The 19,279-nt window shown below is 69.6% G+C and carries 16 protein-coding genes and 1 pseudogene; 9 read left to right on the forward strand and 8 right to left on the reverse strand.

Going from position 1 to position 19,279, the window contains the following annotated elements; translation table 11 throughout:
* Positions 1–2 precede the first annotated feature (2 nt).
* The gene (locus tag WMF33_RS01195; RefSeq protein WP_437335410.1) at positions 3–1,610 is read left to right on the forward strand and encodes a hypothetical protein; all 1,608 of its coding nucleotides are present in this window, start codon (positions 3–5) and stop codon (positions 1,608–1,610) included.
* A 92-nt stretch (positions 1,611–1,702) separates the two neighbouring features.
* On the opposite strand, the gene WMF33_RS01200 is transcribed toward WMF33_RS01195, so the two are convergent.
* The 4 genes from WMF33_RS01200 to WMF33_RS01215 all read right to left on the reverse strand — a co-directional run bounded on the left by WMF33_RS01200 (position 1,703) and on the right by WMF33_RS01215 (position 3,792).
* Positions 1,703–1,999: a type II toxin-antitoxin system RelE/ParE family toxin gene (locus WMF33_RS01200; protein ID WP_437335411.1), complete on the reverse strand. Its 297-nt coding sequence runs from the start codon at positions 1,997–1,999 to the stop codon at positions 1,703–1,705.
* Complete coding sequence (locus WMF33_RS01205; protein WP_437335412.1) at positions 1,996–2,220, reverse strand: addiction module protein; 225 nt, start codon at positions 2,218–2,220, stop codon at positions 1,996–1,998. The genes WMF33_RS01200 and WMF33_RS01205 overlap by 4 nt, the downstream gene beginning before the upstream one ends.
* A 286-nt stretch (positions 2,221–2,506) precedes the next feature.
* The gene (locus WMF33_RS01210) at positions 2,507–3,133 is read right to left on the reverse strand and encodes a JAB domain-containing protein (RefSeq protein ID WP_437339597.1); all 627 of its coding nucleotides are present in this window, start codon (positions 3,131–3,133) and stop codon (positions 2,507–2,509) included.
* A complete protein-coding gene (locus WMF33_RS01215; protein WP_437335413.1) occupies positions 3,130–3,792 on the reverse strand; it encodes an RNA polymerase sigma factor in 663 nt (220 codons plus the stop codon). The genes WMF33_RS01210 and WMF33_RS01215 overlap by 4 nt, the downstream gene beginning before the upstream one ends.
* 161 nt (positions 3,793–3,953) lie before the next feature.
* Between WMF33_RS01215 and WMF33_RS01220 the strand changes: the two genes are divergently transcribed.
* Positions 3,954–4,232 carry a helix-turn-helix domain-containing protein gene (locus WMF33_RS01220; RefSeq protein WP_437339598.1) on the forward strand — a complete coding sequence of 93 codons (279 nt, stop codon included), beginning with the start codon at positions 3,954–3,956 and terminating at the stop codon, positions 4,230–4,232.
* A gap of 365 nt (positions 4,233–4,597) precedes the next feature.
* Here WMF33_RS01220 and WMF33_RS01225 read toward each other — a convergent pair whose 3' ends face one another.
* A complete protein-coding gene (locus WMF33_RS01225) occupies positions 4,598–5,548 on the reverse strand; it encodes an integron integrase (protein ID WP_437335414.1) in 951 nt (316 codons plus the stop codon).
* A gap of 539 nt (positions 5,549–6,087) precedes the next feature.
* Here WMF33_RS01225 and WMF33_RS01230 point away from each other — a divergent pair.
* From WMF33_RS01230 to WMF33_RS01240, 3 genes are all read left to right on the forward strand, one after another.
* On the forward strand, positions 6,088–6,372 hold the full coding sequence (locus WMF33_RS01230; RefSeq protein WP_437335415.1) for a hypothetical protein: 285 nt from the start codon (positions 6,088–6,090) through the stop codon (positions 6,370–6,372).
* Between the two features lie 111 nt (positions 6,373–6,483).
* Positions 6,484–9,660, forward strand: coding sequence for an SIR2 family protein (locus WMF33_RS01235; RefSeq protein WP_437335416.1), 3,177 nt, complete (start codon positions 6,484–6,486; stop codon positions 9,658–9,660).
* A 415-nt stretch (positions 9,661–10,075) separates the two neighbouring features.
* A complete protein-coding gene (locus tag WMF33_RS01240) occupies positions 10,076–11,122 on the forward strand; it encodes a TIR domain-containing protein (RefSeq protein ID WP_437335417.1) in 1,047 nt (348 codons plus the stop codon).
* A 115-nt stretch (positions 11,123–11,237) separates the two neighbouring features.
* On the opposite strand, the gene WMF33_RS01245 is transcribed toward WMF33_RS01240, so the two are convergent.
* Positions 11,238–11,660 (reverse strand): YkgJ family cysteine cluster protein, encoded by a 423-nt coding sequence (locus tag WMF33_RS01245; RefSeq protein WP_437335418.1) that lies wholly within the window; start codon positions 11,658–11,660, stop codon positions 11,238–11,240.
* A 34-nt stretch (positions 11,661–11,694) separates the two neighbouring features.
* Here WMF33_RS01245 and WMF33_RS01250 point away from each other — a divergent pair, with 34 nt between their 5' ends.
* The 4 genes and pseudogenes from WMF33_RS01250 to WMF33_RS01265 all read left to right on the forward strand — a co-directional run bounded on the left by WMF33_RS01250 (position 11,695) and on the right by WMF33_RS01265 (position 16,884).
* On the forward strand, positions 11,695–12,540 hold the full coding sequence (locus tag WMF33_RS01250) for an AraC family transcriptional regulator (RefSeq protein ID WP_437335419.1): 846 nt from the start codon (positions 11,695–11,697) through the stop codon (positions 12,538–12,540).
* 263 nt (positions 12,541–12,803) lie between these two features.
* Positions 12,804–13,871 carry a hypothetical protein gene (locus tag WMF33_RS01255; protein ID WP_437335420.1) on the forward strand — a complete coding sequence of 356 codons (1,068 nt, stop codon included), beginning with the start codon at positions 12,804–12,806 and terminating at the stop codon, positions 13,869–13,871.
* 477 nt (positions 13,872–14,348) lie between these two features.
* Positions 14,349–14,687, forward strand: a pseudogene (locus WMF33_RS01260) (HNH endonuclease); the annotation flags it as partial.
* A gap of 850 nt (positions 14,688–15,537) precedes the next feature.
* Positions 15,538–16,884, forward strand: coding sequence for a DUF1552 domain-containing protein (locus tag WMF33_RS01265; RefSeq protein ID WP_437335421.1), 1,347 nt, complete (start codon positions 15,538–15,540; stop codon positions 16,882–16,884).
* Positions 16,885–17,172: 288 nt separating this feature from the next.
* Here the strand turns inward: WMF33_RS01265 and WMF33_RS01270 are convergent, their stop codons facing one another.
* The gene (locus tag WMF33_RS01270; protein WP_437335422.1) at positions 17,173–18,201 is read right to left on the reverse strand and encodes an NAD-dependent epimerase/dehydratase family protein; all 1,029 of its coding nucleotides are present in this window, start codon (positions 18,199–18,201) and stop codon (positions 17,173–17,175) included.
* Positions 18,202–18,472: 271 nt separating this feature from the next.
* Complete coding sequence (locus WMF33_RS01275; RefSeq protein ID WP_437335423.1) at positions 18,473–18,886, reverse strand: LIC_13387 family protein; 414 nt, start codon at positions 18,884–18,886, stop codon at positions 18,473–18,475.
* Positions 18,887–19,279 lie beyond the last annotated feature (393 nt).

A 19,279-nucleotide genomic window follows, 5' to 3' on the forward strand; every position in this document is an offset into this window, starting at 1 on the left:
CCATGAACGCTGTCCAGGGATTCTCCGAGGCCCTGTGCGCGCTGGCCGAACGCGCGCCCATCCGCCGCGCCTGTGACCGCCGCACGCTCGCGAAGCTCGCGCCGCCCGGCTGCCCGCCCCGCTGGACCGAGGCGGCGGACCTGCTCCTCGCGCTGACTCAGGACCGAGGCCTGCCCGTCCTCGGCGACTACGACTTCGGCGCCCTCGCCGAGTTCGACTGCAGCTTCCGCCGCCATCGCTCGGGCCCGCCCGACCTGGTGATCGCAAGGCACGCTTCGGGCCGGCGCGTGCTTCTGACGCAGCGAGAGGGCGCTGTGTACCTCGGCCGGTACGAGAAGCGCCTCTGCAGCGATCTGCGCGTGTTCCTGGAACGCCTCGCCGCCGAGCTCTCTCCCACGCCCGCCCTGGCTCACTTCTCGATCCACTGGCGGGCTGGGGACGAGGCCAGGAAGCTCGCGAACAAGCTCCGCGCCGCGGAGAATGGCGCCGCATCGGCGCCGCACGACACGTGCTGGTCGGACGACCGCTGGTTCATCGTCCGGGATCGCGCCGCCGCTCGCCGCTTCGAGGACCTGCCCGCGCTGCTCGCGGCCGCCCGCGCTGCCGGCGCGGAGCTTGGCCTGCACGACGGCCGCGCCGAGGCGATGCTCGTCGAGGATCTCCAGCGCGTGCCCAGGGGCGCCCAGCTCCACCAGGCGGCCTACATCGCGGAGATCTCCATTCAAATCGCCGAAGGGCGGCGGATCGTGCAGGCCCTCCATTACGGGGACGTCGCCACCGAGCGAGCGGAGTGGGAGGACGGCGAGCTCCTCGTCCAGCGCACGCGCCCGGCGACCGAGCTGTTTGCTCCGATCCCCGAGCTGCAGGAATACCTGTTCGCCCGGCGTATCCACCGCCTGGATCGCTTCCGGCGTTCCGAGGAGGACCTGCGCAGGCTCTTCGGCGACGACCTCTGGCCCGTCCTCTCCGCGGTGGAGCGGGACCACGGCGGCGTCATCGCGGAAGATGACTTCGCGCCGTGGAGTCTGCTCGGCGTGGCGCCCCTCATCGCGCCTGGGTACGTCGCGGAGACCGTTGCGGGCGACCAGCGGATCAGGGAGATCCAGGGCAAGCCGGTGCGGCAGGTAGGCAAGGTCGACAAGATGCGCTGGCTTTGCATCGACGAGGAGGGGCGCTGTTACGTGACAGGGAGCCTCGGCGACGACCTCGAGCCCGGCGGCGACGACATCGAGTCGGCCTTGCTACGCCTCGCGCTCGACTGGAAGCTCCAGCGCTGGCGCACCGAGGCCAGCATGGGCGGGTTCCTCCAGCGCGAAGGCGCCGAGCGCGTGCTCAAGGAACTGCACGGCGCGGCCGAGCGAAAGCTCGACACCTTCGGGCACACCTATCATGCCGGCCCCGGCTTCATGCTGCGGCACCGCAAGGCGGTCCTGGGACTCGACCCCTACTTCCAGCTCATCGCCACCTCGACCAAGCGCTTCTGCGAGCTCCTGCGCCCGCTTGCCGCCGCGGGCCGCCCTGTGCGCGTCCTGCAGGACACCGAGTCCTTCCCGACCGACGAGGAGCTCGCCGCATGCGCCCACGCAGGGGTGGTCATCTCCGATCACTGAAACCGCAGGTACCCGACCGAGGTCGGGGGAACGAAGCCACGGCCTTTGGCTCCGCGTGCTCCAGCTCGCTGTGCGGCTGGCGCCGAGCCGGACTATTGGCGCCCGCGCCAGTAGAAGGGCCGCCGATTCAGATGTGCAATCGCGAGAATACGAATGTGATCGCCGCGTACCCGGTACAGCACGCTGTAGGGGAATCGCCGCACGAGCCACCAGCGAACATCGTTCTCCACAGCCCTCCCCGCGAGCGGTGATGCGGCCAGGGCATCGACTGCGCCTTGGACCTCGGCGAGGAAGGCGTCACCAAGGCCAGGACGTGCCCGAGCGTCGTAGGCGGCGGCCTTGTTCAGCTCGACCTCAGCCAGATCGTGAAAGATGACCGGAAGCGTCACCGGAGCCGCGCGCGGGCGTCGCGAAAGACGTCCTCGGCCGGTCGCCCCCGGGACGGATCTGCGTCAAGCTCTGCGTCCCGGCGCGTCGCTTCCTCGGTCCAGAGGCGCCTGTGCTCGTCCTCGGAGAGCTCATCCAGGCTTTCCAGAAGCGTCTCTGCGAGACGTGCGCGCTCCGCGACGGGCAGCTTCAGGGCTTCGGCTTCCAGCTCGGGAAGGTTCACGGGGGGATTGTACCGCGAGGCTCGGAGGCTGCCCAGGCGCGCTGCCCCATCGGTGAGGAGATGCCGCGACGACGGCGAGGGCCGACGTCGACTGGCGTGGCGCAGGCATGGAGCGGCCTAACCGAGCTCGGGCGAGCCGAGCACGGTCGGGTTGCTTCACGCGGTCCAGCGCCTCTGCCGCTGCCGGGGCTTGCGGAGCTCCCGCCCGGGGCGGTGCGCGAGAGGTGGCGGCCGGATGCGCAGGTGCGTAGCGCGTCGGCGGCGGGGCGCAGCGCGCCGCGAGGGCCTACTCGTGGACGGCGGCGTAGCGGCCGCTGGGCGTGACGATGACGTGGGCGGTGAGCGGGACGTGCAGCTCCGCGGCGAGGTGGCGCAGCTCCAGGGTCATCGCTTCGTCCTCGCGGGTCGGCATGGGGTCGCCGCTCGGGTGGTTATGGGCCAGGACGAAGCTGTGGGCGGCCATGTCCAGCGCGGTGCGCAGGACGGTGGAGCGGCCGACGTAGAGGGCGTCGTCGGAACCGCGGGCGAGCAGGCGCGTCTCGCGGACGCGGCCGTGGGCGTCGAGCGCCGCGATCCAGAGCTCCTCGTGGACCAGGGAGGCGAGCGTCGGGCCGAAGTAGCGCGCCACGCGGGCGGCGTCGGTGAGGAGCGCGCCCCGGCGGGCGCGGGCGGCGTGGTAGCGGCGGCCGAGCTCGAAGGCGGCGGCGAGCCGGGTCGCGTCGAAGAGGGCGATCTGGGTGCGCTCGGCGAGCGCCGCGGGCGAGAGGCGACCGAGGGAGGGGAGAGCGGCCGTGCTGAGGAGGCGCGGTCCGACGCCGGGCAGGCCGAGCACCATCTCGAGGAGGGCGGCCTCGGTCGCGGTCGGCAGCTCGGCCGCCGTCTCGGCGGGGGCGTCGACGTGGGCGCGGCTCATCGGGCGCATCGGGGCCACCTGCGAGAGCGGGTGAGGGCGCGGGCGAAGAGGCGGCGCGCGAGGCGGAGTCGGGTGGCGACCGTGGGGCGCGGGAGCGAGAGGGCGGCGGCGATCTCGAGCGAGGAAAGGCCGGTGGCGGCGAGCGACAGGATCTCGCCCAGCTCGGGGCGGAGACGGTGGAAGGCGCGGAGGAGGCCGCGGGCGACGAGGCGGGCCTCGGGAGAGGGGGCGGCGAAGGCGGAGAGGCGGTCCGGGTCGACCGCGGGGAGCTCGTGGCGGCGGTGGGCCTTGTCGCGGTCGTGCGAGGCCTGCCGCGCGGCGATGCCGGCGAGCCAGCGGCGGAGGGCGTCGGCGGGAGGAAGAGCGGGGGAGGGGCGGAAGCGGCCGGCGCGCAGGCTGCGCCAGGCGCCGAGGAGGGTGTCCTGGGTGAGGTCGTCGAGATCGGCGGGGAGGACGCCGCGGGCGCGGAGGGTGCTGCGGATCAGCGGGCGCTGTTGGAGGAGCGGGGTGGGGTCGAGGTAGACGGCGGGGTGCGAGGGCTGGGGATGAAGGGGTTTGGACGGGCGGGCGAGCCGGTTGAGAGCAGCGGGACGGGGACGGCGATGGGAGGGCGGATCGATCACTTGGCCCTGGTCAGGGCGTAGACGTACGGCTTCCATGTCGGACCTCGTGAGAGCGGGGTTCGGCCACGCCTCCGGACGGTGCCAGCCGTCGCGGGGGCACTTTGTGTTTTGTTCAGGGTACGTGCGAGGCGCGATCCGAATCATGAAAAGTCGCCATCGACGACTACTTTTTGCCTGCCCAAATTCAGCCCGTGGCGATGGAACCCATCGAGACTGATACGGTTGTTCGGTACATCGCGGCGAACGTGCAGCGGCTTCGGGTCAGGCGAGGGCTGACCCAGGACGAGCTGGCAGCAGCGGCGGACGTGAGCCCTGGCCTGCTCCATCGCCTCGAACGCGCCAAGACCAACGTCAGCGTCGCGGCTCTTGTAGCGATCGCCAACGCACTCGGCGTGACACCAGCAGCACTGTTCCGGCCAGCCGAGATGCCGGACACGACGCGTGGGAGGCCGCGCAAGCGTCCCGCCGGCCCTTGACGGCCATCCCTCGCTGCCCGCAGTCGACCGCCTACGGCTATCGCCGGTGCTCCTCACCGTGACGCAGAACTGGCGCATGCTTTGCGCAGACGCTGCACCGCGCCGCGGCGAACTCTACAGGCCGTAGCAGCTTGAGGGCCCCAGCCGATGACTGGCCGGGCCATTGCAGGGCCATTTCTTCGCTTCGGAGGGGTAGGGCATCGAGGAACCGCTCGCGCCTTCGTCCGTTGGAGAGCCCGCTCGGTCCTGCGCTGGCCTCCTTGACAAGGTGGGCCAGCCGTCGGCTAGGCTACCTTTCCACGATGCATGGGGGCGGCACGAGGGGGTGGGGGCGGAGTTCAAGGCGCTCCACGCGGAAGCGGCGGTCAGCGGTCGAGAGGACTGATCACGCCGAGAGGGCCGCGGTCGACGATGTGGGTGTAGATCATCGTGGTCCGCACATCCTTGTGGCCGAGCAATGTCTGGATCGTCCGGATGTCGGTGCCCGCCTCGAGCAGGTGGGTCGCGAAGCTGTGGCGGAGGGTATGGCATGTCGCGCGCTTGGTGAGCCCCGACGCCCGTCCGGCATTGTTCACGGCCCTTTGCACCGCCGATTCGTGCAGGTGGTAGAGGACCTGTCGACCCGTCGCTGGATCGGTGCAAGGGCGAGAGGCGGGGAAGAGGTACTGCCAGGGGAGGCTCGTGGCTGCTCCTGGCATCTTCGCTCGCAGAGCGTGGGGCAGGTCGACCTCGCCGCGGCCAGCCGCGAGTTCCTTCTTGTGCCGTTGCGCCACGGCGTCGAGCTGGGCCTGCAGCTCGTCGCGCGCCCGAGCGGGGAGCAAGGCCGGCCGGTCGTGCTGTCCTTTCCCGCGGCGCACCATGATTTGCCGTCGATCAAGGTCGACGTCTTTGACACGAATCGAAAGCGCTTCGAGGAGGCGGAGGCCGCTTCCGTAGAGGAGCTCGCCGATGAGTCGAAAAGGTGGGATCAGGTGCTCAAGCAAGGTGAGCGCGTCCTTTCGCGAGAGGACCGTGGGGAGGTGCTCCGGCCGGCGGGCACGCTCGAGCGCTTCGAGCCGGGGTATCTGCAGGTCGAGGACCCGCTTGTAAAGGAAGAGGAGCGCGCACAGTGCTTGGTTCTGCGTGGACGCCGCGCTGCGGCGCGCGACCGCAACATCGTTGAGGAAGGCCGTGACCTCTTCCGCGCCCATCTGCCGTGGGTGCTTGCCGTGATGAAAGCGAATAAATGCCCGGATCCAGTGGACATACGCCTCTTCGGTACGCGGCGAGTAATGCAGGCGCCGGATGGTGGCGCGCACGGCTTCGATGAGGGTCATGGAGGTGGTTCCGATTGGTTGGGGCCGGTTCGTCGGACCCGCAGTGACCCTTATCGGCGCAGGGCGGGCGCGAGTTGCGGCGGCCAGCGGATATTTGGGCCGCACATCAGTCGCCCGAGGCAATCAATCACAGGCACGCGTCTTGCTTCTCGGCACACCATCGCCGTCCGAAGCCCATCAACGGCGATACGTAGTTGTGTAGCGGCGGCCTATCTCCGGAGATGCGCAGATAGCCTGCGGAAGATCGCGACCTATCCGCGGGGGTATCTAGATATGCTGCGGGGTGCCGCGACTCATCCGCGAGAACACGGTGATCGGGCACCGCGGTTCGCAGCCTACATGCAAAAATGCGAAGATATGTCGCGCAGCACAGATGATTGCGATGTTCGGCGCGCGAGCGGTCCCAGTGTTGCCGACTGCCCGTGCTGCGGCGCGTGCCAGCCGCGGATTCCACCGCACGTCGCAGCGGAGTGGATTGGCGTAGTAAGAGTGAGCCATCGGCGCCCTCGGCGCCGGTGCCACGAACCACGGAGACGCCCATGCAACGCGCTCGCCAGACGTCCCTCGCCGCCGCCCTCACGCTCACCGCCGCGTGCACCGTGGGTGACGGCGGGACCGGCGGCGGAACGTCGACCACCACGAGCACGTCGACGAGCGCGGGCTCGGGCGGCGGCGGCGAGGGCTCCGCAAGCAGTTCCTCGAGCGGGACGGGCGGCGCCGCGAGCAACTCGTCGAGCGGGACCGGCGGCGGCTCCTCCGAACTCGTCGAGCTCGTCGAACTCCTCGAGCGCCGCCCAGAGGGGCAGCGTCGGCCCGAGAGGTAGCGGGTCGAGGGCCGCTGCGCCGTACGAATGTTGGATCGTTCCGTGTCGAGCCAGCACGGCGCCCGAGGAGTGCCTACGCGCGGACATGTGCTCCGGCTATACTGCGCCGCGATGGTCGAACCCCGTCCCGACTGGAGCCTTCTCGACGGTGCAGAGCGGCGCGAGACCGCCGCCGCCATCTGGCGCGCGTGGCGAGGCGAGCGCCGCGCGGCGGCGTTGGTGATGGGGTTTCCCGGCGTCGGCAAGACGGCGCATCTAGCCGAGGCACTCAGAGCGGCAGCGGAAGCGATCGGCGTTCCGTCGGTGCTGGTCGACACGCCTCCGGCGGACACCTCGGACGCCCAGGCTTCGCTGATCGCGGCGCTGGCCGAGGCCCTGGCTGGCGCTGGACAGGCCGAGCTCTCGCAACGCGTGGCTGAGGCGCCATCCGCCAAGGTGGCGCTCACGGCCGCGCTCTCCGGCGGGGTCCTCGTGATCCTCGACGACGTGCAGCTCCAGTTCCAGGCCGGCACCGGCAGCCCGCCGGAGTGGCTGGACAAGGCCATGGAGGGCGTCGTGAAGCTGCGCGGAGCGCGCGGCTGGCTCGTGCTGCTGGCGAACCGGGCGATGGATGATCGCGCCTGGCGGGAACGCTGCTTCGATGCCGTGCTCCGCGCGCCAGTCGACGACGTCACCGCGGCAGGGGCGATCCTCGACGCCGCCAACTTGACGGGCTCCGGCGACCCGCTCGTCGGGCGCCGACAGGAGGTCATCGTCCGGCTCGGGAGCAACCCGCGCGCGCTCACCCTGCTCGGGAAGCTGCTCGATCGCTACACGGTGGAGGATCTGCTGGGTCCGCGCGTCGACGCGGACCCGCTCGCTATGCGAGATCCGACGCTGGTCGAGGCCTTGGAGAGGCGCATCGTGGCCAAGGCGGTGCACGGGCTCTCCCCCGAGACGCGGCGGTGGCTCACGACGCTGGCCGTGGTGCGCCAGCCGGCCACCGTCGAGTTGGTCGAGGCGATGGCCGACCCCGGGCTCGACTGGCGGAGCGCGCGTCAATCGCTGCGCGATCGCTATCTCCTTCTGATCCGGCACACCCGCGATGTCCTCTACCCGCTCGTGCGAGAGCTGGAGCTCCCGCGCCTTCGGAGCGACGGCGCGGCCTGGGCCGAGGCGCATCGGCGGGCAGGCGCCTGGTACGCGAGGCCGCTGCTCGGTGGCCAACTCACCGTCGGCCATGCCGCTCGCTTCGAGGAAGCGCTCTACCACCTGAGCGCTGCGGGCGATCCGAAGCTGCTGGAGCAGCTGATGTCGGCTGCGAGCGCGTCGTTGAAGTCGCAGTACCACCTCGCGACGGCCGACCCAGCCACGACCGCGGAGCGGGACGCCCGGATCCATCTGCTCTCGCTGTGGCTGGCCAAGCCAGGCCCGCCCGCCGCCGAGTACCACCTGGCGAAGCTCCTCCGCGATCGAGGAAGGGACGAGGACCTCCCGCGGGCGGTGCCGCACGTCCGACGCGCGGCCGAGGGCTTCGACTCTGGGAACGTATGGACGCTGTGGGTCCAGCTCGTCCGGAAGGTCGATGGCATCGACGCGGCGATCGCGGCCGCGGAGGAGGCGGTAAAACGCGTCGATCCGGGCAAGAGCATCTTCTCCGTATATCAGATTCTGGGAGGCGCCCTGGGCGACGCAGGACGACCCGAAGCTGCCATCCGGCGCCTGTGGGAGGGCTACGAGGTCGAGCGCAGCCGAAGCAGGGTCCGATTGATCGAGGAGGCGCAGTATATCGCTGCGGCGGACGCGAGCGATGCCTTGCTGACCGAATGCGTCGGGCGGGTGCGAACTTCCGCGGATTTGCGACCCCAAGCGAGACTTGGCGAAGTGCTCCAGCTCGAGCGGCGCGGCCAGTGGGAGGCCGCCGCGCGGGCCGCAGCCGCCGGGCGCCGAGACGCTCCGCGGTACCTCCACCTCGCGCTTCACGAAGCGCTGAGCGCGCTCGGCGCGCGGCAACCTGCGCTGGCCCAGGCAGCGCTCGACTCGTATCCCCACGCGTGGAGGCTCGCCCAGCGGGAGTCGCTTGCGTGGCTCTTCTCGCTCGTGGCCTTGCAAGTCGGCCGGCTCGACGACGGGGTCCGTTATGCCTCGATCTACCTGGGCCAGCCGGTGGCGCGCGATCGTGCCGTGCTCCGGGCGACGCTGCTGCGCGAGTGGGATCATCGGGTAGCGACGGTCGGCGAACAAAATCCCGCGCTGAACTTCCCGATCCTGCCCCCAGCCGTCACCGGCCTTCCGACGAACGTCCTCCGGCCTCAATACGGCCCGCCGGTTCTGCCCGATGTCTTGAAGACCGCGGGCACCGCCCCCGCTGCCCCGATGCTCCCGACCCCGACCACCCCCGGAGTCCCAATGCCCTCTGCCACCCATCCCAGCTTACCCCAGCCGCTCGTCGCCGCGAAGCGCGCGGCTCTGCTCGTCCCCTTCGTCGGCGCCGGCCTCTCCCTCGGACCGGATGTAACGGGAGGCTTTCCGAGCTGGCGTGACCTGCCCGGCCGGCTCCTCGCCGAATGCGATCGCTACTGGGTGTGGCAGGACGATCGCGATCGCGAGACGCTGCGCGCGCGCTTCCTCGAACCCGACCCGACCGATCCGACCCGCGAGCGCGCTCGCGCCATGCCGCTGCAGGAGATGTTGCGGCAGCTCGATCAGGTGAAGGACAAGCTCGGCGCCGACTACGCAGCGGCGCTCACCTCGATCTTCCGCCCGATCGACGCCGCACCCGGCGCCGCGCAACGCGCGATCATGGCGCTCCAAGCGCCGACGGTGATCACGACGAATTACGACAAACTGCTCGAAGCCGCCGAGCCACCGCCGGCCCGAGACATGTACACGGGCAAGAGGGCCGCCGCGGCGCTTGCCGACATTCGCACGAAGCGTCCCGTGCTGTTCAAGGTTCATGGCACGGCCGAGGACGCCGACTCGGTCGTGCTGACGTTCGACGAGTACCGCGAAGCGCACGCCGACGCGGCTTACCAAAGCGTGCTGGGCTACCTGCTGATCGACCGTACGTTCCTGTTCGTCGGCTACGGGATGTCGGACCCGCACGATCTCGATCTCATCCTCGCCGACAACGCCGAGCAGCTCCGGGGCGCGACCGGGCTCCATTTCGTCCTCCTGCAGCGCCTCCCCGATCCGCAGGCCGAGGTCGATCGCAAGGAGAGACTCCGGAAGGACTACCGCGTCGTCGTGATCCCGTACGACAGCCACGCGGAGGTCGTACCCTTCCTCGAGGCGCTCGCCCGCGCGTGAGACCACCACGTCGGACGCCGCGCTCTCGAGCGGCGCATAAGAAAGCGAACGCGTACGCGGAGGCGATGCGGGGCACGTGCCCGCTTCGCAGACGGCGTGCCGACGCGATTCGACGGGAGTTCGCGTGGAAACTCAGCCCGAGAGCATGGCGGCGCGCGGCTCTGCCCCCTGAGGCGCCGAACAAGCCGATGAAGCTGGCCGGCTTCGCCGGCAGCTTATCGTCGGTCGTTGGGCAGCCGAGCGTCGAGGCTGGGAAGCTCGCGATCGCCGGGCGAGGTCTTCGCCATAACTGGCGCGAGTTGTCAGGTGACAGCCTTGCCGCGCTGAGTGATTCTCGCTCGCGGCTTCGAGAGCTAGAACTGCCGTGTTGGTTGTGCCATCGCGAAGATCCAAGTTTCGCATGAGGAAATAGGCAATGCGTGAAGATCGTGTTCAATCCTGGGCGCTCGTTGCGGGCACGGGGCTACGCCAGGGCATCGCGGAGCCCGCCGTCCTCGCTGCCGAAGAGGTTGGCGCTGCGCTTGCTAGAGCAGATCTGGGCGTAATCACTGGTGGATGGCCTGGAGTAGATCACATCGTCGCGCGCACCTTCAGCGAAGGGCTCGCGGCACGAGGGATCAGCACCGAGCACCGTCTGGTTCAAGTGATTCGCGAAGACCGACCCATAGAAATCAACGTCGGGAAGGTTGTGCGCACTCGGGTAGGGCCGTCCGAGTGGATGGATCCTCAAAGCTACGCTGACTCAGTCATCCTGATTGGTGGGCTCGGGGGCGCCTATGGGAGCTTCCTCGGGGCCCTTCACAAGGGGCTCCCTCGTTTCCCAATCGCCGGAACGGGCGGAGACGCCGCCGGAGCGTTCAAACAGATGATGGACCTCTGGGATGTGATCCCAAACCCTGGAATGTCGAGAGCTGAGTTCGACTCGCTCTCTGCCCGGATTTCCACGCGTGACGATGCACGGCGCGTTGCACAGCAACTCGTTGGGCTCATTAGGAGGTTGGTCTCGCCGATCAGCACCAGTGAAGCTCGGGAGCCGACGCAGGTGTTCTTGAGCCACAGCCGTGAAGATATCGGTTGGCTGAACCGCTTCCGGACTGTTTTGCGACCGCTCGAGCGTCAGGGCTACATAAAGACATGGGCGGATTTAGACATAGAAGCCGGCGCGGAATCGGGGGCGGAGATCTCACGAAAGGTCCAAAGCTGCGATGCCGCTGTGCTGCTGGTCAGCGCGCACTTCCTCGCGTCCGACTACCTGAACGAGACGGAACTCCCTCAATTGCTCGCAAGAGCACGGTCGGGCAAGCTCCGGCTTTTCTGGGTACTTGTCTCATCGTGCATGTGGGATCTTACGGAACTGGCGGGCTATCAGCCCGCGAACGACGTCAATCGTCCACTGGTGCAGATGACGGACGCGGAGGCGCAAGTAAGCTTGGTGGATCTCGCTCGCCGCCTCTGGAAGTGAGCGACTTGATCGTGGTTGTGCTGCCCAACCCTGCTTGCTGCCGACGGCGCTGCGCGCCGCTGCAGAAGCTAGCGTTCGGCGGGCGAGCGTGGTGCCACGACCGGTCGCATGAAGGCTAGGCTCTCGCAAAGTCCGCTTGTATTCGTCGGGTCAGCTCCGCAATAGCGCCTCGCAGGGCCTCCTCGTCGGTCGTCGTCTCGAGAAGCCCGAGAAGCGCGCGGACACGCCGTACCGATTCGAGCCGCGCCTCGAGCGGGCCGCCGTCGTGTCGCTGGCGGTCGTAGAGGCGACACGTGAAGGCACGGCAAGCGCGAGGACGGTCGGAGTAAATCGAGCATGCGCGTTGGGCCCCCAGCGTCGACAGCGACGAACACGGCTGCTCGAACGCGTTCCCTCGCTGGAGCACCTGGAGGCGATTCTTGCGCGCGCCGGGGAGCTCCTCGGGCTCGAGGGTGACGCCCCCGAACAGCGACCCGTCGCAACAGAGTCCACATGACCGACAGAGGGTCCCGAGCTCGGCTTCCATTCCGCTGCGCATGGGCCGAGAGAAGCAGGCGGGTGAGGGTTCCGTCTTGAAGAAACGCGACACATGCGCGATCCTCGACGCGATGGATCTGGCACGAGAACGTCGTCCGCTGCCCCCGCCGCGAGGTGTCTTGCAACGAACGCGCCCTGACGGCTTGCTCGTCAGCCGTCGCGTCGCGCCGTCGGAGGCGCTCGCCCCGTTCGTGCATCACTTCTGGGCGGTAGCGTGGGACCTGCGAACGCCGTTCACCGCCGAGGGCCTCTTGCATCCCACGGCGTGCCTCACCGTGGAGCTCGGGGGTCAGCAGGAAGTCGCCGGCGTGCGCACGGGCCGAACGGAAATGATTCGCCAGGGCGCCGGTCGCGTCTTCGGCATCACCTTTCGCCCGGCCGCATTTCAGCATCTTCTCCGTGCGCCGATGTCGAGCCTCACCGATCGGACGGTTCGGGTTGCGAGGGTGCTAGGGAAGGACGGTGAGCTCTGGGCACGCGCACTCAGCCGCGCGCCGGAGTTCGAGGAGTCACTTTCGATCGCCGAGGCGTTCCTCGCGACGCGTCTTCAGCCACTCAGCCGCGATGCCGAGAGCACGCGCGACATCACCGAAAGGATGATGCGAGATCCATCGCTCTTGCGCACGAGCGACGTTGCGACGGTGCTCGACGTCGACATTCGTTCGCTCCAGCGCCGGTTCCGTCACTACGTTGGCGTGGGACCGAAATGGGTCATCCGCCGCTATCGGCTGCACGAGGCGGCCGAACAGCTCAAGGCGGCAACCCCTCCCCCTCTCGCCGACCTCGCCGCCTCGCTCGGCTACGCCGACCAGGCCCATTTCGCGCGCGACTTCAAGCGCGTCGTCGGACGAACACCGGGGTCTTTCGCGGCCTCGTCGTAGCGCGGCCCAGCCGGAGGGAAGCATGCTGAGCGCCGCCGAACAGGGGGCTGGTGCTGACGGCGCGCCGAGCCTCGCGGGGCTCGGCACGCCGCCCCGCAGCACACCCGCAAGTCGTTCGGCGCCGGAGAGCGTAGCCGACGGTTGCTGTCGCCCGACGCCCGATACGGGCGGGAACGCCGCGGGGCAAAGTACGTCGTGGCCGATGTCACCGCGCCGCGCCACGAGGTCGCCGGCCGGCGACGGTCGTGGTAGCGCTGCTCCTGATGGCGAAGGGCAACCGCATGGCGACGACGCGCGAGGTTCGCTCCTCGCAGCGACAGCGGCGTGTTCGCGTCTACACCGCCTGGCACCCGGTGCTCGTCGCGCTCCTGGAGCACGTGCTCCCCGAGGGCTGGTACCAGTGCATCTCGGAGTTCCAGCTCGTCCGCGAGCCGCTCCGCGTCGACATCGTCATCCTCCGTCGCAGCCGTCGCGGAGCCCCACCCCGGCCGCGCCTGCTCACGAGCGTGGTGGGCGAGCTGGCCGAGCACACGCTGGTGCACTTCAAGGGGCCGACCGACGAGCTCGAGCGCGACGACGCGCGCATGCTCCTCGCGTACGCGCTCCAGTACCTCGTGGTTGCCGAGATCGACGATCCCGGCGCGGTCGCCCTCCGCGTGCTCGCGCCCCGCCTGACCCCGCGCTTCACCGAGGCGCTGAGGTCGCTGGGCTGCACGCTCACACCGACCGGGCCGGGCACGCATGAGGGGCGGCTCGGGGTCTTCCCGCTGCGGGTGGTGGAGACGGTGCCCGCCAACGCTCGCGAGGGCGAGCATCTGCTGTACACTGTGACCCCTGGGATGGTCGCCGACCCCGGCGGCATCCCGGCGCTCTCCCCGGCGGAGATCGCGGTGTTCTGGGCGCTCCTGGAGCATGTCGAGCAGGTTCGACACCCCCTCCCGGGGCAGAGGAAGCGGCACATGAAGGACGAAAAGCGGGTCGTCGAGAGCTTCGAGCAGGCGCTGGCACGCCTCGTTGCGCGGCTGCCGCCTGAGCAGCGCCTCGCGGGGCTCGCGCCCGAGCAGGTGCTGCAGGCGTACGCGCCCGAGCAGGTGCTGCAGGCGTACGCGCCCGAGCAGCGCCTCGCGGGGCTCGCGCCCGAGCAGCGCCTCGCAGGGCTCACCGAGGCGCAGGCGGTGCTCGCGTTGCCGGACGCGATGCTTCGTGCGCTGTCGGAGGAGTACCTCGCGACGCTGCCCCGCCGAACGCAGGCTGCGATTCAGAAGCGCCTCGGGGCGGCATCGGGGCGGCAGCCCGCGCGCCGACGAAAGACGCGCGGCCCTTCAAAATGACGACGGGAGAACGCAAGCTGCGGTGGCGGTCGCGTGATTCGTTCTTCCTGACCGGGTGCCGAACATGCCAATGCGGCTGACGGTTCGGGCAACCGCGCTTCGCTCGGCAGCCTGCCCCGCAGCAGATTGGCAAACCGTTAGGCACACGGACGACAACGGAACGAGGACGCGACTGAGGACGCACATGTGGAGATGTCGGTGATCATCCCGTCCCGCGCAGGATCGGCGAAGACCGCGGCCACGTGATCGCCGGCGTTCAGCGGGTCTTCACCGGCATCGAACGCGGATTTCGTCGGTGACCTCCCCCGAATTCCCGCACAGAGAGTATGCCGAGGTCGTCCGTCTGAACGACATGCTCAGCCTCCTCAAGCTTCAGGCAGAGGAGGTATGGACCCTGCGCGCGGCCTCGTGAAGCTGCCGAGCGACACGCGAGAGCTGGTCCAGCGGCGCGCCCAGGGGGCATGAGAGTACTGCCATCTTCCGCAGGACGCATCGATCTTGCCCCACCAGGTAGACCACATCATCGGAAGGCAACATCGTGGTTCGGATGATGTCGACAACCTGCGTCTATGCTGCATTCGCTGCAACTTGAAGAAGGGGCCGAATGTCGCGTCGATCGACCCCGAGAGCAAGCTTGTCGTACAGCTCTATCATCCCAGGCGGCACGCGTGGCGAGAGCACTTCGTCACGGAATCGACTGGAGTCATCAACGGGCTTACAGCGGAGGGGCGCGCGACTGTCCAGCTCCTGGACATGAACGATGAGGATCGAGCTCGCTTGCGCGCGTTCCTGCTGCGCCGAGGCCGGCATCCGTGAGGTCGCGGCGAGGCTCGACACGGCGCGGAGCGGGCCATCCTCCTGCGCGAGCGAAGAGCGGCCCCCACCTATCATTGACCGGGCGCGTCGACCTCGCCCAACGAGGCAATGCGCCCGACGGCGCTCCACGCCGCAGGTGATTGCCAAGGCGTCGATCACCCCACGGCCGCCGCCGTCCCCGCGCCTGTGGACGCGCCGGCTTCACCGACGCGGCTCGCTGGCGGGCTCCCGTCCATCTCGCCCCCCTTGCCGCCTCGTCCACCGAAGCCGCCGGCCCCGCCCGAGCCTCCCCCGGCGCCCCCCTTGCGACGCCGCGCCGCACTCGCCGAACCCGCCCCTGCGGGCCGCCGCCTCGCGATGGCGGCGCGCTCCGCCGGAACCTGAACGAGCGATGCCGCACCGGTTCGTCCGACGCCCCGCTCGTGGGGGCGAGGGGTGTCCGCCGGGGAAGAGCACGGCGGCGGCCGAACGCGCGGGCCGCGACCGAGATGTTGTGGCATGCCACGTCGCGGTGAGCAGCAGGTTCACGCTGCGACGGAAAAACTTCGCTCCGGCAATATCTGCTCTCGGGGTGAGCCGGTCCGATGGCCATCTGCTACTGCCATTGGTGAAACCGTTGATTCGCCAGAACGATGCTGGAGTTCTCTGCGCTGCCGGAAGCTCCGTTCGTGGCCTTCGCTAACCTCGAACTCCTCATCAAGAATGCCTGTGGTTCGATGAGGGAGCCTCCGTGCGTCCGGAGCGGACGAGGCGTGACAGCAAAGCAGGCGCGTCCTCTCGGGGGCCTCGGTCGGCCATCCCGACGACAGGAGAGAGGGGTATGTCGAAATTCCGCTTGAGCCGACGTGCCATGCTGCGAGGCGCCGGCGCCATCGCCGTCGCTCTCCCGTGGCTGGAGATCATGGGAACCGAGCGCCTGGCGCGCGCGCAACCCGCCCCCGCCCGGCGCTTCCTCGCCGTCTACACGCCCGGCGGGACCCTGATCGATCGCTGGCGTCCGACCGGCACCGAGACGAGCTTCACCCTGGGCCCCATCCTGGCGCCGCTCGCGCCAGTGCAGGACCGGCTGCTCGTCGTCGACGGCCTCGACATGAAGAGCGCGCGCGGTGAGCAGCACCAGAGCGGGATCATCGCCTGGCTCACGGGCACGTCGCAGGAGGGCGCGAACAACGGCGGCTACGGGAGGGGGCCGTCCATCGATCAGGTGATCGCCTCCCGGATCTCCGCCGGTCGGACGGCGGAGGCGAGCATCCAGCTCGCGGTGCGCTGGGCGACGGGCAAGTCCCACGGCCTGATGACGCCGATGAACATCGCCAACTTCGAGGAGGCCGCGCCGTACAGCCCCATCCAGCCGCGCCTCGATCCGGTGGAGATCTTCACCGCTCTCTTCGGCACGCTAAACCCCGGCGCCAGCGACGACGCCGCCCGTCGCCTCGCGCGGAAGCAATCGATCCTCGACTTCCTCGACCGGCGCTACGCCGCCCTCTCCGCGCGCCTCGGCGCGGCCGACAAGCAGAAGATCGACCAGCACCTGACGAAGATCCGCGAGATCGAGCAGAGCCTCAGCAGCACGCCGACTGCGACGAGCGCTTGTCGGGTCCCGACGAGGGTCGACACGTCCGACTACAACCCGAGCGCGGGGCTCAACGCGGACGACCCCGGCACGATCGTGGACAGCTCGACCGACGCGGCGATCCCCAAGGTGGGCAAGCTGATGACGGACATGCTGGTGATGGCGCTCGCCTGCGACATCACCGCGGTCGGCACCCTGCAGTGGAGCGACACCGAGGCGAAGTACACGTTGCCGTGGCTGAACCTGACCGAGCACCACCATTTCTACCAGGAAATGGGCGGCTTCAGGCCGGCCGAGTGCGAGCTCATCTACACCTGGTACTCGGAGCAGCACCTCTATCTCTTGCAGGAGATGGAGAAGGTCGACATGGGCGGGCACTCGCTGCTCGACGAGAGCGTCGTCTTCTTCGGCTCCGAGATCTCGGATCCGCCGACCCACATGAAGACGAACATGCCGTTCCTGCTGGCCGGCGGCGGCGGGGGCCTGCGCACCGGGCGCTGGGTCCGGTACCCGAACCTCCCGCACAACAACCTGCTCGTCTCTATCCTGAACCTGTTCGGCGACACCCGGACCACGTTCGGCGCGCCGGCGTACTGCACCGGGCCGCTCACGAACCTCACGTAGGCATTTCCCGCGATGCCTGGCTGAAGGCGAGCTTCGCCGCCGGCGCGAGCGGCGGGCGCGAGCCATCCTCGACCGCTGAGGTCATCGCCGAGACCTCCCATTCGCCATCACGCCCCAGCCTGCGGGCCGCCGCCTCGCGACTGTGGCGCGGACTTACCCGACTTCACCGGCGATGTGGAGCGCCGTATCCAGCGGTGCCCCGCGTCTCGGGGCGCTCGTTGACCGACTGTGGTCGATGGCGCGCGTGTTGCGGCATGCGCGTCCGCCTACCTGGACGACTGGAGAACATCACGCGCCCGCCGCGATCGCATCCTGGAGGCGCGGGAACTCGGGCTTGAAGCCGAGATCTTCGCGGATGCGGCGGCCGTCGAGGAGGACGTCGAAGGCTCGGGCCGCTTCGCCGGCCGAGCCGTCGGGCGGTGGGGCGCCGACCGACGCGAAGACGGTGGCGAGGTCGGGGGCTTCGTCGTCGACCACGTTGTAGGTGCGGTGCGAAGGCGATGCGGTGTCGAGCACGCGCGCGACAGCCTGCGCGACGTCGGCGTGATGAATCAAGGCCATGCGCTGCGACGGCGGCCAGCCGCGCATCATCGGGATCGCTTCCTCGATGTGCGGATCACCGTCGCCGTAGACGAAGGGGAGGCGGAGGACGCGCACATCGAGGCCCTCGAGGGCGAGGAGCGCGCGTTCGGCGGCGAGCTTGCTCGCGGGGTAGCCCGGTGGCGGCGCGCAGTCGTCGCCCTCGTGGGCGAGGCGGCCGCCGCTCGGTCCGTAGACCAACCCGGTGCTGGTGAAGACGAAGCGGTTCACGTTCGCGGCGCGGGCGGCGGCCGCGAGTCGTTGCGTGCCGAGGTCGTTGACGGTGTGCGCTTGTTCCGGGGTGGCGCCGCGGAAGAAGGCGGCGCAATGGACGACCGCGTCGATGCCGCGCACCGCGGGCGCGAGCGAGGCTTCGTCGAGGAGATCGCCCTTCACGGTCTCGATCCGGTGCTCGCGCAGCTCGGCGGCGCGGTTCGGATCGCGCACGAGGGCGCGGACATGATCGCCCCGGCGGGCGAGGCGCTTTGCGAGACGGCTTCCGACCTTTCCGGTCGCTCCGGTGACGAGGATCTTCATGACCGCGATGCTAGCGACGCGCGCGGGTTGGGAATTGGAAGAAGCGGACAATGACACGCGCGGGCATGCGCGATCGGCGCGCACGTTCGTCCTCCGGTCCTGCACGCGAGCCCCCGCCGCCATCGCCTCGCGCCCAGCGCGTCGATTGCGCCGGCCGTCGAGGCGCTGTTCGCGACCGAGCGCACCGGCGACGCGCCGCACGTCTCGATCCCGCGCCCCGAGATCGAGCTGATGTTTCGCTTCGGGCCGGCGGCGCCACGCGGGCTCGACGCGCATGCGTTCGGCGCGCAGCAGCGGGTGCGTCGCTTTCCATATCTCGTCGTGTACCGAGACGAGCCAGCGCGCATTCGGGCCGCCGCCTCACGATTGCAGCGCGGTGCGCCGGAACCTGAACGAGCGATGCCGCAACGGTTCGTCCGACGGGCTGCTCATGGCGACTGCGATGGGCTATGAGCTATCTTCGCCCGCACGCTCAGCCCACCACGAGCGCCGAACCGAAGCACGCCGTCGCGACCAGCATGGTCACGATCGGCGGCGGCGGAAACGCGCGGACGGCGATGGCCAGCAGCGCCAGCGACACCGCCGCGTTCAGCGCCACGACAGCAGGGGGCGCGGCGAGGGCGGGCGCGGCGAGCACGCAGACGGCGCCGTGCAGCGCGAGCACCAGGCCCATGGCCACGCTGAACCCCCTGAAGAGGCCGAGCAGGTCGCGCGACAGCCCGATCATGGTCATCCGGTGCGCCCGCATCGCGCCGAGGACCGCGGTCTCCGCGGCTGGCTTCGCGGGGCGACCGAGCAGCAGCGCGGTGATCGCGAGGTGCCCGATCCCGGTGACGACCCACGCCCACGCGCCCACCTGAAACAGCACCTGTGCACGGCACCTCATGACAGCCCTCGTCTCTTTGCCGCCGGTCCCTGGCGGGTGCGCTCGGGTTCGGCGTCGCGGTCGGCTCGCCGTCGCGCCCGTCCTCCGCGCCGCCGGGCGACCCGTCACCGCCCTTGCCGACGCTCGGGAGCTCGCCCTCGCACGGGTTCACCACGGCAGCCCCGCCGGTTACGGTCTCCGCCGAGCACGCGTCGCCGCCAACCCTCCCATCGGCGCCGTCGGCCACGTCGCTCGGCCCGGGCAAATCCTTGCCGTCATGGCCCCCACCCGTAGGTGGGGCGAAACACCTGCCTCGGAGGATCTCGACCGGTGTTTGCGCGGCCCGGAGAAGCACCGGCATGCCGGTACCATCGCCTGTTCTGGTCCGCGAGCAGACCAGCCTGGCGCGGGTGC

Source organism: Sorangium sp. So ce394, assembly GCF_051474665.1.
Classification (GTDB): Bacteria; Myxococcota_A; Polyangia; order Polyangiales; family Polyangiaceae; genus Sorangium; species Sorangium cellulosum_D.